This is a genomic window from Neorhizobium galegae (assembly GCF_021391675.1).
GTDB lineage: Bacteria > Pseudomonadota > Alphaproteobacteria > Rhizobiales > Rhizobiaceae > Neorhizobium > Neorhizobium galegae_B.
The window spans coordinates 3,170,210-3,183,524 of sequence record NZ_CP090095.1 but is presented as its reverse complement, the minus strand read 5'-3'; the positions used below and the strand labels follow the sequence as shown (position 1 = coordinate 3,183,524).

The 13,315-nt window shown below is 63.7% G+C and carries 11 protein-coding genes and 1 pseudogene; 8 read left to right on the top strand and 4 right to left on the bottom strand.

What is annotated here, in order from left to right; all coding sequences use genetic code 11:
• Window positions 1-128 precede the first annotated feature (128 nt).
• The 3 genes and pseudogenes from LZK81_RS15855 to LZK81_RS15845 all read left to right on the top strand — a co-directional run.
• Entirely contained in the window at window positions 129-542 is a 414-nt protein-coding gene (locus LZK81_RS15855) for a DUF983 domain-containing protein (RefSeq protein ID WP_233953880.1), read from the top strand.
• Window positions 543-643: 101 nt separating this feature from the next.
• Window positions 644-892, top strand: a complete 249-nt coding sequence (locus LZK81_RS15850) for a hypothetical protein (protein WP_046603594.1) — start codon at window positions 644-646, stop codon at window positions 890-892.
• Between the two features lie 4 nt (window positions 893-896).
• Window positions 897-986: pseudogene (locus LZK81_RS15845) on the top strand (NAD(P)-dependent oxidoreductase); the annotation flags it as partial.
• Window positions 987-1,017: 31 nt separating this feature from the next.
• Here LZK81_RS15845 and LZK81_RS15840 read toward each other — a convergent pair.
• From LZK81_RS15840 to treZ, 4 genes are all read right to left on the bottom strand, one after another.
• Window positions 1,018-1,302 carry a hypothetical protein gene (locus tag LZK81_RS15840; protein ID WP_046610083.1) on the bottom strand — a complete coding sequence of 95 codons (285 nt, stop codon included), beginning with the start codon at window positions 1,300-1,302 and terminating at the stop codon, window positions 1,018-1,020.
• Window positions 1,299-2,627 (bottom strand): NAD(P)/FAD-dependent oxidoreductase, encoded by a 1,329-nt coding sequence (locus tag LZK81_RS15835; RefSeq protein WP_233953879.1) that lies wholly within the window; start codon window positions 2,625-2,627, stop codon window positions 1,299-1,301. Before LZK81_RS15835 ends, LZK81_RS15840 begins: the two co-directional genes overlap by 4 nt.
• 447 nt (window positions 2,628-3,074) lie before the next feature.
• Window positions 3,075-5,618 (bottom strand): malto-oligosyltrehalose synthase, encoded by a 2,544-nt coding sequence (gene treY / locus LZK81_RS15830; protein ID WP_233953878.1) that lies wholly within the window; start codon window positions 5,616-5,618, stop codon window positions 3,075-3,077.
• A complete protein-coding gene (gene treZ, locus LZK81_RS15825; RefSeq protein ID WP_233953877.1) occupies window positions 5,615-7,426 on the bottom strand; it encodes a malto-oligosyltrehalose trehalohydrolase in 1,812 nt (603 codons plus the stop codon). Before treZ ends, treY begins: the two co-directional genes overlap by 4 nt.
• A 186-nt stretch (window positions 7,427-7,612) precedes the next feature.
• On the opposite strand from treZ, the gene LZK81_RS15820 reads away from it, so the two are divergent.
• The 5 genes from LZK81_RS15820 to LZK81_RS15800 all read left to right on the top strand — a co-directional run bounded on the left by LZK81_RS15820 (window position 7,613) and on the right by LZK81_RS15800 (window position 13,314).
• Window positions 7,613-8,743, top strand: a complete 1,131-nt coding sequence (locus LZK81_RS15820) for an acyl-CoA dehydrogenase family protein (RefSeq protein ID WP_046603598.1) — start codon at window positions 7,613-7,615, stop codon at window positions 8,741-8,743.
• Between the two features lie 11 nt (window positions 8,744-8,754).
• Window positions 8,755-9,522, top strand: coding sequence for an SDR family NAD(P)-dependent oxidoreductase (locus LZK81_RS15815; RefSeq protein WP_046610079.1), 768 nt, complete (start codon window positions 8,755-8,757; stop codon window positions 9,520-9,522).
• A gap of 38 nt (window positions 9,523-9,560) precedes the next feature.
• Complete coding sequence (locus LZK81_RS15810; RefSeq protein WP_233953876.1) at window positions 9,561-10,793, top strand: 3-methyl-2-oxobutanoate dehydrogenase (2-methylpropanoyl-transferring) subunit alpha; 1,233 nt, start codon at window positions 9,561-9,563, stop codon at window positions 10,791-10,793.
• Window positions 10,794-11,004: 211 nt separating this feature from the next.
• Entirely contained in the window at window positions 11,005-12,018 is a 1,014-nt protein-coding gene (locus LZK81_RS15805) for an alpha-ketoacid dehydrogenase subunit beta (protein WP_046610164.1), read from the top strand.
• Window positions 12,019-12,021: 3 nt separating this feature from the next.
• The gene (locus tag LZK81_RS15800; protein WP_233953875.1) at window positions 12,022-13,314 is read left to right on the top strand and encodes a dihydrolipoamide acetyltransferase family protein; all 1,293 of its coding nucleotides are present in this window, start codon (window positions 12,022-12,024) and stop codon (window positions 13,312-13,314) included.
• The last annotated feature ends 1 nt before the right edge of the window (window position 13,315 follow it).

Below are 13,315 nucleotides of genomic sequence, written 5' to 3'. Positions count from 1 at the left end.
TGACAGAAGTTTCGTGCCGAACCTCAAAAGCCGAGATTGCGCCCGGCAGGGAACGGCTTGTTATAGATGTCTGCCGGATAAATACCCGGAAAACACGTTTTGTCTCCTGTCACGAAAGGCAGATTTCCATGTCCCATGACGCGAATTGGGCGCCTCTTCCTCCCCATAGCACCGGCCCGCGCGGCCGTTGCCCGCGTTGCGGCCAGGGACATCTGTTCAACGGTTTTCTGTCGATGCGGCCGGCTTGCGAGGTCTGCGGCCTCGATTATTCCTTCGCCGATCCCGGAGACGGTCCCGCCTTTTTCGTCATGTGCTTCGGCTGCATTCCGAGCATTGCGCTTGCGGTCTGGATCGAGACCGGTTTTCAGCCGCCATTCTGGGTGCATCTGCTGATCTCGCTGCCTTTCCTGCTCCTCACCTGCCTTGCGCCGATGCGGCCGCTGAAGGGCTGGCTGATCGCGAGCCAGTATTTTTACAAGGCAGGCCCCGGCAAGGTCGACAAGGGGGCGTCATCGCGGAATGACGCCCAGAACGGCAGCTGACTGCCGACAGGACTTCGAGGCTTGCGACAAGACCGGGCCGGATGATGAGGAACAATCTTCTCCCCAAACCATTCGGCAGGTGACAGTTCAAGGAGCCTGCAATGTCCGATGCCGATGAAATCGAAATGGAAACGCACCGACGGTCGCTCGCGGTCGAGGGGGCGATGCTCATGCTGATCGACGGCCTAGCCGCCCGGGGCAGCATCTCTGCAGACGAGGCGGAGGACATGTTGCGGATCCTGTCGAAGAGCTCGGATTCCTCGGCGGCACGGGCCGCAAGCTCGCTTCGCATCGTCAATCATCTGAAACGCCTGCGGCGCGGCGACGGAGCGATCACCCCCGGGGCGTGAGGCGGAGGTCAACATCCATGCGATGTTCTATCTCACCAAGGCAGCGGTGCCCCACATGAAGCCGGGTAGCGCCATCGTCAACACGGTCTCGATCGCCGCCGTTCATGTTTGGCGGGCAGATTTTCTCAGGTGCGGCGGCCGACTTCCCGGGCCAGATCCTCGAAACAGAATTTGGTGCCCTGTTCGCTCGCCTCGTTTGCCAGAAGCAGGAGCCGGATCGGAAAGGCGATTGCTTTCTGATGGGAGGTCGACACGGCGAGGGGCTTGTCGTCGGCAAGCACCGTGCGTTCGGCCGCCTGCAGGGCGCCCTGGATTTCTTCGTGGGAGAGGACGCCTTTTTCGACGAGGAGCCGGTTGATCGCGGCAACGGCGAGATAGAGGCCTTCGAGCTGCGGATTGGCGGTGTTCATGTCTCGGTCCTTTGCGTGGAAGACGGCACTGAGGTGGCGGCATTTTCGTCGATCAGCCGGGCGCCGCGCTGCTGGGTCAGGTAACGCCAGATCCATTGCACGCTGACGAGCAGGCGCTTTTCGAAATTGACCAGCAGGTAGACGTGGACGAGCGCCCAGAGGAACCACGCGAGCCGGCCCTTCAGCGTCCACTTGCCGAAGTCGAAGATCGCCGCATCGCGGCCGATGACGGCCGTATTGCCGCGATTTTGGAAGCGGAAAGATTCGGCCGGCTTGCCGTCGAGAAGTTTTGCCCGCAGCGCCTTGCCGAGGTACTGGCCCTGCTGCTTGGCGACCTGGGCAAGGGCAGGCAGTGGCTTGCCGTCTTCGCCAAGGCCCAGCGCCGTATCGCCGATCGCAAAAATATCCGGAAAGCCGGTGATGGAGAGGTCCGGTTCGACCGGAATGCGCCCGCCCGCCTTGCCTTCGATGCCGAGCCATCTGGCCGAGGGCGAGGCTTTGACGCCCGCACCCCAGATGACGCAGCTGGTGCGGAAACGCTGCGAGCCGGCGATGACCTCGTCCTTGGTGACGGATTCGACGGCCAGATTGGTCATCACCTCGACGCCCGCCTTTTCCAGCGCCTTCATGGCATATTGGGTGAGGTTGTCGGGAAAGGTGGCGAGGATCTTCGGGCCGGCCTCGATGAGGATGACCCGCAGATGATCGGGCTCCAGCTTGCGGAAGTCGCGGGCGATCATGAAATGGCCGAGCTCTGCGATCGCGCCGGCCATTTCGACGCCGGTCGGACCGCCGCCGATGATGACGCTGGTGAGCAGCGCCTTCTTTTCTTCCGGATCATGGGACAGCTCGGCCTTCTCGAAGGCGAGCAGCAATCGCTGGCGGATCAGCCTTGCTTCGTGGATGGTTTTCAGCCCCGGCGCCCAGGCGCGCCAGTCGTCGTGGCCGAAATAGTTGTAATCCGAGCCGGTGGCGATGACGAGGCGGTCGTAAGGGACGGTGGAGCCGTTATCGAGCGTCACGGTCTTGCCCACCGCATCGACGCCGGTGACTTCCGCCAGCATCACGTTGATGTTTCTGAAACGCCCGAGCGTGCGGCGGATCGGCTCCGATATGTCGGCGGGAGACAACGCGGCGGTTGCGACCTGATAGAGAAGCGGCTGGAAGAGATTGTGGTTGCGCCGGTCGATGACCGTCACGTCGATGGCGCTGTTGCCGAGCGCGCCGGCAGTCGCAAGCCCGCCGAAACCGGCGCCGACGATGACGATGTGTGGTGGTTTGGTATTGCCGCCCGTCATGCCGTTCTGAATATTCTCACCCGCCATTTTGCCCCACCCTGTTGGCGGAGCAGAACTCCGCTGGACGCTCGTTCAACACATGCCAGGCGCGTTTGTTCCGGGCATGTTTCACCGGAACCTTTTACGCCTGTCGCCGTTCAATTTCACGACATCAAAAGGAGAAAGTCATGAACAGCATCGTTTGGTTGGTCGGCGCGGTCGTCATCGTCATCGCGGTTCTGAATCTCGTTGGGTTTGCTTGATTTATTGAATGGAATCAAACGGAAGCATTGCTTCCACCTGTAGCGAACTGAAAAGGAGACAGTCATGAACAGCATCGTATGGCTCGTTGGAGCCGTCGTTATCGTTCTCGCCGTCCTATCCTTCATCGGCATAGGCTGATCGGTGAGAAGCAAGGCTGAAGGATATCGATAAGGCGCCGTCCGCTGAAGGATCGGCGCCTTATCTTTGTGAGCTCTTTGGAAAGTAGCGGGACTATTCCGTCAGCAGGAGCGCGAAGGGGTGGTCGCCAAACGCCCAGTTGACGGCGATACGATCCTTGGGATCGACGACCTCGCAGGTGCAGACATCGCGGTAGCGGCGGTGTCCGAGCCTTTCGGGCAGGATGATCTCCGTTTCTGCCCAGCGTTCGGACCGAGACGGGGCAAGGCCCGCATGCAGCGCACTGAACACCAGCCGCGGGGCGATGACGATGAAGGCGTCGTCCATGTCCGCGCGGGCGAAGGCGATGACGTTGCCGGCGCGCTTGCCCGACGCTCTAAGAGGCAGATATTCCCCCCGCCGAAACAGCGTCGGCGCCTCCTGGCGAACGCGCAGCAGGGTCGCGATGACATGCTGTTTCAGCCGGCCGCTCTGCCATTCCTCCTCCTCGGTGGAGGCAAGCTTTTCCTTCTCCGTCAGTCGCTGCTGGAGCCTATCGAAATCTGGCTCGCGGCGGTTGTCCGGATCGACGAGGCTGAGGTCGAGGCCTTCGCTGCCCTGATAGATGTCGGGTACGCCCGGCGCCGTCAGCTTGATGATCGTCTGGGTGACGCCGTTCACCAGGCCTGCGCGGATGAAAGGGCGCAGCGTGTCCGTGAAGTCCGTCAGAAAAGCCTGGTTGTCAGGTGACGGAAGCGTGCGGGCGTACTCCAGGACCGCCTTCTCGTAGGTCTCATGTGGGGCGCCCCAGTTGGTGCGCAGCTTCGCCTCGCGCAGTGCCTTTTCGACATAGTCGAGGAAACGTGTCTCCAGTGCCTTGAGGCCCGCCGCGTCTTCGGCATGGAGATCGTTCGGCCAGGCGCCGGCGAGCGCCTGGTAGAGCATCCATTCGACCGCCGGTTCCGGAGCGGGGCCGTCGTCGAGTGCCTGGACGGCATGGCCGTTGATCTTGCGCCAGCGGGTCACGGCATCGGCCCAGAGTTCGGGTGCTTCGGTGATCGCGTAGAGCCGGGCACGGGCATCCTCGCCGCGCTTGGTGTCATGGGTCGAGGTGCCCGACAGCGCATCGGGCTGCCTTTCCAGCCGCGTCTGCATTTCCGCGTGGAAACGGTCGAGCGAGAAGGGGCGGGGCAGGGGTTCGGCTCCGACCTCGTTCAGCGCCAGCGCCATGTGCTGCCGGAAGAACAGCGTGTCCTCCACCGATTTCGCCATCAGCGGGCCGGTGAGCTGCTGGAACCGGGTGCGGAAGATCGACGCCTGGCCGGCCGCCGCCTGCTCGACATCGCCGATCAGGATGCGTTCGAGGAAGGCGAGCGCCGTAGCCTCCGGCGGGTTCGGGTCGTTGCCCACCTTGTCGAGAACTTTTGCCAGCATCTCCCGGCCCTCGGGCGGAATGCCCTCCCGCGTGCCATAGGTGCGGTAGACCGGGAAAGCGACCAGCAGCTCCCGCAGCGCCGACTTCACAGCCGCCTCCGACAGGGCGGATTCGCGGTCCTCCGTGGGCTGGATCTGCATGGCGATATTCAAGAGCGTCGAAACCTCGCCGGCGAAATTGTTGTCGGCCATCAAGAGCTTCGCGGTGCGGAGTTCGGCTTCCATGTCGATCGGCCGGCCGGTAACCTTTTCATACGCGGCGCGAAGGTCGTCTAGCTTTCGGCCATCGACCAGCGCGTCACTCACGGCCGCGATGAACTCATAACCGGTCGTGCCGGAGATCGGCCAGTCGGCGGGGATCTGCTCACTTTCGCCGAGGATCTTCTCGACGGTGATGTAGCAGTCCGGCCCAGCCTCGTGCCGCAGGCGCTCGAGATAGCCCTTCGGGTCGGCAAGGCCGTCGATATGATCGACGCGCAGGCCGTCGACCTTGCCGCTATGGACGAGTTCGAGGATCAGCCGGTGGGTATCGTCGAACACGGTGCCGTCCTCCACCCGCATGCCGGCAAGCCCGGTGATCTCGAAGAAACGTCGGTAAGAGAGTTCGCGGGGCGCATCCCGCCAGGACATCAGCCGGTAGGGCTGCTGGTCGTGCAGTTTGGCAATCGCCGGGTGATCGGTGACTTTCAGCACCTCTTCCTGGCGGCCGGCGTAACTCGCCGGTGCCAGCGGATAGTAGGTGTCGTAATAGGCGAGCGCCGGCTTGCCGGTCTTCGGATCAGCCTTGACGGCAAGCTCGCCCGCCGCCAGCACCTTCTCGAACGTGTCGCCAAGGAAGGGCAGCGTCAGGGATCTGGTCCAGTCGATATCGAAATGGCGGGCATATCTGCTCTTTTCGCCATTCTCGACGACATCGCGCCACCAGGGATTTTCGAGCGATGCGGCCATGTGATTGGGGACGATGTCGAGGATCAGGCCAAGGCCCTCGGCCTTCAATGCCTTCATCATCCGCTCGAAACCGTCGCGGCCGCCGATCGCTGGGTCGATCTCGTTGGCGTCGGTCACGTCGTAGCCGTGGGTGGAACCGGTCGTGGCCGTAAAGATCGGCGAGGCGTAGAGGTGGCTGATGCCGAGCCGCTTCAGATAGGGCACCAGGCTGCTCGCCCGATCGAAGGTCATGCCGTTGCGGAACTGGATGCGATAGGTGGCGGTCGGAATCATCATGCGGCGTCTCCCGCGGTTCCGGCGCGGACGAGGACGGAATTGGGCGGCAGGTCCTTCGCCTGTTCAGGCCATGCGAAGATCACCTTGCCGGGCAGGTCTGGCAGCGCCTGCGCCTTCTCGCCGATATTGATCGCCATGGAGAGCGTGCCTTTCGGAAAATTCCACGATACGGCAAGGAAACCCTTGTCGGTCCTCAGCACCTTGCCGGAGCGACCGCCCGCGGAGCCGAGCAGGGGAACGACGATATCCTGCCGCAGCTTCAGCAGCGTCTTGGTGAACTCCAGCCAGTCCTTGCCGTCCGCCGATTCCAGCTTCTTCCAGTCGAGCCTGGAGACATCGAAGGTCTTTTTGGCGTTTGGGTCGGGAACGGTCTCGCCCTCGTGGCCCGCGTGGCCCTCGAACTCCTTGCGGCGGCCGTCCCGCACGGCTTTCGCGAGATCGCCGTGGAAATCGGTGAAGAACAGGAAGGGATTGGTCTCGCCATATTCCTCGCCCATGAAGAGCAGCGGAATATGCGGCGACAGAAGAAGCATGGCGAGCAGCGGCTTCACCCTGTCGGCGCCTGCCAGTTCGATCAGCCTTTCGCCCTCGGCGCGGTTGCCCACCTGGTCGTGGTTCTGGATGAAATCCACGAAGGCGACCGGCGGCTGGTCCAGGCTCGAAACACCGCGTTTCTTGGCGGTCTGCGGCGAGACCTCGCCCTGATAGGCAAAGCCTTCGGCGAGCGCCCGCGCCACCAGCTTCTCCGGCTCCTTGGCGAAGTCCTTGTAGTAGGCATGCGTCTCGCCGGTCGCGAAGACATGGACGGCGTTGTGAAGGTCGTCGTTCCATTCGGCGGTGAAGAGCGGCGCCTTGCCGTCCTCGTCGCGTGGATGCAGGAACGTGACGTTGCGGGCGTCCTCGGTCGTCAGATGGATGGCGCGTTCGGGGATCTCGGCGCGGATGCGCTCGGCGATTTCGACCAGTACATGCTTTTCGGATGAATCGTCGATCTGGTCGATGGCGTCGAAGCGCAGCCCGTCGAGGTGGAATTCCTCCAGCCAGTAGAGCGCGCATTCGGAGATGTAACGCCGGACCGGCTCGACGTCATAGGCGATTGCCGCACCCCAGGGCGTCATCTTTTCCGGATGGAAGAACGCAGGCGCGAGCAGCGGCAGGTAATTCCCCTCCGGGCCGAAGTGATTCAGCACGAGATCGAGCACCACGGTCAGCCCGAGGCCATGGGCGGCGTCGACGAAGGCCTTGAAATCCTCCGGCGGGCCGTAGGCGACATGCGGCGCATAGAGGAGCACGCCGTCATAACCCCAGCCGCGATTTCCGCCGAAATGAGCGATCGGCATGATCTCGATCATGGTGATGCCGAGTTCGGCCAGATAGGGCAGTTTCTCGATCGCGGCCTTGAACGTGCCTTCGTTGGTGAACGTGCCGATGTGGATTTCGTAGAGGACCGTCTCTTCCCACGGCCGGCCCTGCCATTCGGGATGCTGCCATGTGTAGCTGGTCGGATCGATCACCAGCGAGGGACCGTTGACGCCGTCCTTCTGTCCCCGCGAGGCGGGGTCGGGGACGACCATGCCGTCGGCCAGCACATAGGCATATTCGGCGCCTGGGGTGATGCCGGTGGCAAGCAGCTCGAACCAGCCGTCGTCGGTGCGGGTCATCTCTGTGTCGTCGCCGTTCAGCCTCAGCGTCACGGTCTCCTGGCCCGGTGCCCAGAGCCGGAACCGCACCTCGCCGGCCGCGACGTATTCGGCGCCCCAAGTCTTTGGAAACGCTCGAAACTCGGTAACGGCATTGAATTCCGACATGCTGGCCAGCCCCTGGTTGAGAGAGACCGGCAAACGGTCGAAGTGGCTTCCGGTTCCATTGTGGGGCGCAGGCGCAATAAAATTGCGCGGGGGAGCAACAAATAACAAGTTCCAGGGAGTGGTCGGCGGACCGGTTCAGTCCTAATTTAGCACTCATGCAGGCGGTTTCGGGGAGGAGATCAGTGCATGCTGACTGAGGAGGAAGAGCTTATCCGCTCGACTGCCGCGGAGTTTTCCCGGGAGGTCCTGAAACCTGGTGCCGCGGCACGCGACAAGTCGCACGCGATCGAGCCGGACGTGTTGAAACAACTCGGCGAGCTAGGGTTTCTCGGCATGCGAACCGCGGAGGAATGGGGCGGCGTCGGCTGTTCCTATGTGGCCTATGCGAGCGCGCTGATGGAGATCGCGGCGGGCGACGGCGCGGTCTCGACGCTGGTCAGCGTCCACAATTCCCCGGTCTGCTCCCTCCTCGATATGCACGCTTCCGACGACCAGAAGGAACGGTTTCTCAGGCCGCTCGCGGAAGGCCGCCATATCGGCGCCTTTGCGCTGACCGAGGCCGATACCGGCTCGGATGCCGCGGCGATCCGTACCCGCGCCGTGAGGGACGGCAGCGACTATGTCATCAACGGTTCGAAGATGTTCATCACGTCCGGCAAGATCGCCGGCACGGTGATCATCTTCGCGGTCACCGATCCCAGCGCCGGCAAGCGCGGGATCTCCGCCTTCGTCACCTCGACGGATGTGCCTGGATTTTCGATCTCCAAGGTCGAAGACAAGCTCGGCCAGAAGGCTTCGGACACTGCGGCGCTGATGTTCGACAATATGCGCGTTCCCGAAAGCCAGCGGATCGGTGCCGAAGGCGCCGGTTTGAAGATCGCGCTGTCGGGACTGGAAGCGGGCCGGATAGGCATCGCCGCCCAATGCGTCGGCATGGCGCAGGCCGCCTTCGACGTGGCGCTCACCTATGCCAAGGAGCGCAAGACCTTTGGAAAGCTGCTTCTCGACCACCAGGCGGTCGCCTTCCGGCTGGCGGATGCGAAGACGCAGATCGAGGCGGCCCGCCAACTGGTCCTGCATGCCGCACGGCTGAAGGATCGCGGCGAGCCCTGCCTTGACGAAGCCTGCATGGCCAAGCTGTTTGCCTCCGAAATGGCGGAGAAAGTCTGTTCGGCGGCGATCCAGACGCTCGGCGGCTACGGTTATATTTCCGATTTCCCAGTCGAGCGCATCTATCGCGATGTCCGCGTCTGCCAGATCTACGAGGGCACGTCCGACATCCAGAAGATCATCATCGCCCGCGGCCTGGCGAACTGAGGAGGATCGGGATGCGCATAGACGGCGGAAACTTTCTGGTGACCGGTGCCGCTTCCGGCCTTGGGCTCGCGACAGCTAAAATGCTTGTCGAAGCTGGCGGTTGCGTGGCTTTGCTCGACCTTGATGAAACGAGCGGCCGGGTAAAAGCCGAGGAGCTCGGCAAGGGCACGATCTTCGTGAAGACGGATGTCCGCAGCGGTGAGGCGGTCGAAAATGCGGTCGCCAAAGCGGAAGCCGCCAACGGGCCGATCCGGGGCGCGGTCTGTTGCGCCGGCATCGCGCCGTCGGAAAAGGTGCTCGGCAGAGAAGGCGTCCATGCGCTCGAAAGCTTTGCCCGCGCGCTGGAGATCAACACCATCGGCACGTTCAACGTGATCCGGCTGGCGGCGCAGGCGATCGCGAAAGCCAAGCCGAACGAGGAGGGCGAACGCGGCGTGCTGGTCGCCACCGCCTCAGTCGCCGCCTATGACGGGCAGATCGGGCAGGCCGCCTATGCCGCCTCGAAGGCGGCGGTGGCCGGCATGACCCTGCCGATCGCCCGCGAGCTTGCCCGCGACGGCATCCGGATGATGACGATCGCGCCCGGCATATTCGAGACGCCGATGATGGCCGGATTTTCCGACGAGGTACGCGCCTCGTTGGCCAAATCGGTGCCGTTTCCGCCGCGGCTCGGGCGGCCGGCGGAATTCGCGCGGCTGGTGCGCGACATTATCGAAAACCCGATGCTGAACGGCGAAGTGATCCGCCTCGACGGAGCGCTCAGGATGGCGCCGCGTTGAACGACTGAGTTTGACCGGTTCTTTGGGAGGAGAAACGAATGACGGATGGACAGAGACTGAGCCTGCATGTGCCGGAGCCTGAAGTGCGGCCGGGCGGCAAGCCGGATTTCTCCAATGTGCCGATCCCGAAGGCCGGCTCGGTGCGGCGGCCGGAGGTGGACGTCGATCCGAAGGAGATCCGCGACCTCGCCTATTCGATCATCCGCGTGCTCGACCGCGAGGGCGAGGCGGTCGGTCCCTGGGCCGGCTCGCTGACGCCCGAGGAACTGATGGAGGGCCTCAAGCACATGATGCTGCTGCGGGTCTTCGACAGCCGCATGCTGATGGCGCAGCGGCAGGGCAAGACGTCCTTCTACATGCAGCATCTCGGCGAGGAGGCGGTCTCCTGCGCCTTCCGCAAGGCGCTTCTCCCGGGCGACATGAACTTTCCGACTTATCGCCAGGCGGGCCTGCTGATTGCCGGCGGCTATCCGATGGTCGAGATGATGAACCAGATCTATTCCAACGATGCCGATCCCCTGAAGGGGCGGCAACTGCCGATCATGTATTCGTCGAAGGAGTTCGGCTTCTTCACGATCTCCGGCAATCTCGCCACGCAATATGTCCAGGCCGTCGGCTGGGCCATGGCATCCGCGATCAAGAACGACACCAAGATTGCCGCTGCCTGGATCGGGGACGGATCGACGGCCGAGTCGGATTTCCATTCGGCGCTGGTCTTTGCCTCCACCTACCGGGCGCCTGTTGTCCTCAATGTCGTCAACAACCAGTGGGCCATCTCGACCTTCCAGGGCGTCGCCCGCGGCGGCTCGGGCACGTTTGCCGCCCGTGGCCTCGGTTACGGCCTGCCGTCGCTGCGCGTCGACGGCAACGACTATCTCGCCGTGCATGCGGTCGCCAAATGGGCGGCCGAGCGGGCGCGGCGCAATATCGGCCCGACGCTGGTCGAATACGTCACCTACCGCGTCGGCGCCCATTCCACCTCCGACGATCCGTCGGCCTATCGCCCCAAGGAAGAGTCCGAAGCCTGGCCGCTCGGCGATCCGGTCATCCGGCTGAAGAACCACCTGATCCGCATCGGCGCCTGGAGCGAGGAACGCCATAAACAGATGGAGGCGGAAATCCGCGACACCGTCGTCGCCGCCCAGAAGGAGGCGGAGCGCCACGGCACCCTGCATTCCGGCGGGCGGCCGTCGATGCGCGATATGTTCGAAGGCGTTTATGCGGAAATGCCGCCGCATTTGAAACGGCAGCGGCAGCAGGCGGGGGTGTGAGGATGAAAGAGCTAAGTCTTCGATCGCGGCTCCCCCTCATCCGCCTGCCGGCACCTTCTCCCCGAGAGGAGAAGAGAGATGCCGCACCGTCGCCGTTCCTCCTCTCCCCTTGGGGAGAGGGTGGCCGAGCAAAGCGGAGGCCGGGTGAGGGGGCTGCTTGCTCCGGCCTTGAGATCGCTTGCTCCGGCGTTCCAGCATCGGAGGTCCCCCCATGCCGCGCATGACGATGATCGAGGCGATCCGCAGTGCCATGGATGTCTCCATGGAGCGTGACGACGATGTGGTCGTGTTCGGCGAGGATGTCGGTTATTTCGGCGGCGTCTTCCGCGGCACCCAGGGGTTGCAGCAGAAATATGGCAAGACGCGCTGCTTCGACGCGCCGATCAACGAATCCGGCATCGTCGGTGCCGCAATAGGCATGGCGGCCTATGGGCTGAAACCCTGCGTCGAGATCCAGTTCGCCGATTACATGTATCCGGCCTATGACCAGCTCACCCAGGAAGCGGCGCGGCTGCGCTATCGCTCCAACGGCGATTTTACCTGCGGCATCACCGTGCGGATGCCGACCGGTGGCGGCATCTTTGGCGGCCAGACGCACAGCCAGAGCCCCGAAGCGCTGTTCACGCATGTCTGCGGCCTGCAGGTGGTGGTGCCCTCCAATCCCTATGACGCCAAGGGCCTGCTGATCGCCTCGATCGAAAACCCCGACCCGGTGATCTTCCTCGAACCGAAGCGGCTCTATAACGGCCCGTTCGACGGCCATCATGATCGGCCGGTGACGTCCTGGGCCGGCCATCCGCTTGGCGAAGTGCCGGCCGAACATTTCGTGGTGCCGCTCGGCAAGGCGGTGGTGCGGCGTCCGGGCTCGGCGGTCACCGTGCTCGCCTATGGCACGATGGTGCATGTGGCCGAAGCGACGGCCGAGGAGACCGGCATCGATGCCGAGGTGATCGACCTGCGCACCCTGATGCCGCTCGATCTCGATACCATCGTCACCTCGGTGAAGAAGACCGGCCGGTGCCTGGTGGTGCACGAGGCGACGCTCACCTCCGGCTTCGGCGCGGAGCTGGCGGCGCTGGTGCAGGAGCACTGCTTCTACCAGCTCGAAGCGCCGGTCATCCGGGTGGCGGGCTGGGACACGCCTTATCCGCATGCGCAGGAATGGGATTATTTTCCGGGGCCGGCCCGCGTCGGCCGGGCGCTGCGCGACCTGATGGAGGCCTGAGATATGGCGGAAAAACTCATCAAGCTGCCTGATGTCGGCGAAGGTGTCGCGGAAGCCGAACTGGTGGAATGGCACGTCAACGTCGGCGACCTGGTGCGCGAGGACATGGTGCTTGCCGCGGTGATGACCGGCAAGGCGACGGTGGAGATCCCATCGCCTGTGGATGGCGAGGTAACCTTCCGGCACGGAGAGATCGGCGATATAATCGCCACCGGCACCGTCATCCTCAAGATTAGGATCGCGGGCGAGGGGGGCGAGACCGAGGAAGAGCCACAGGTCAAACCGGTTGCTCTGCCCGTTGCAGCCGCCGAGCCGGCATCTGAGAAAAAGGTTGAGCCTCTTAAACCAAAAGCTGAGATCGCTGTATCACCGCCCGTCGCCAGACCGTTGTCCCATCCCGTTGGAGCACCCCGCGCGGAAGGTGAAAAACCGCTGGCACCGCCGGCCGTGCGTCTTCGGGCGAAGGAAGCGGGGATCGACCTTCGGCAGGTCACGGGCACCGGACCGGCCGGCCGCATCACCCATGAGGATCTGGATGCGTTCCTGAACAGCCAGGGTGGCAGCGGGGCTGTCGCCGCCGGGCTGCAGTCGAACAAGGCGGTGCAGGAGGTCAAGGTCGTCGGGCTGCGCCGCCGGATCGCCGAGAAGATGGCGCTGTCGAAATCCCGCATCCCCCACATCACCTATGTGGAGGAGATCGACATGACCGCGCTCGAAGAGCTGCGGACCCGGATGAACGGTACCCAGAAGCCCGGCCGGCCGAAACTGACCATCCTGCCGTTCCTGATGCGGGCGATGGTGAAGGCGATCGGCGAGCAGCCGGGCATCAACGCGCTCTATGACGACGAGGCCGGCATCATCCGCCAATATGGCGGCGTGCATATTGGCATCGCGGCGCAGACGCCGTCGGGCCTGGTCGTGCCGGTGGTGAGGCACGCCGAGGCACGCGACATTTTCGACTGCGCCCGGGAAGTGGCGCGCCTCAGCGATGCCGCCAAGAACGGCACGGCACTGCGCGAGGAACTGTCGGGGTCGACGATCACCATCAGCTCGCTCGGCGCAATGGGCGGCATCGTTTCGACGCCGGTCATCAACCATCCGGAAGTGGCGATCATCGGCGTCAACAAGCTCGCCGTCCGGCCGCATTGGGACGGGGTGCAATTCGTGCCACGCAAGATGATGAACCTGTCCTCCAGCTTCGATCACCGGGTGATCGACGGCTGGGATGCCGCGACATTCGTGCAGCGCCTGAAAGCGTTGATGGAAACGCCGGCGCTTATATTCGTCGAGGAGTGAG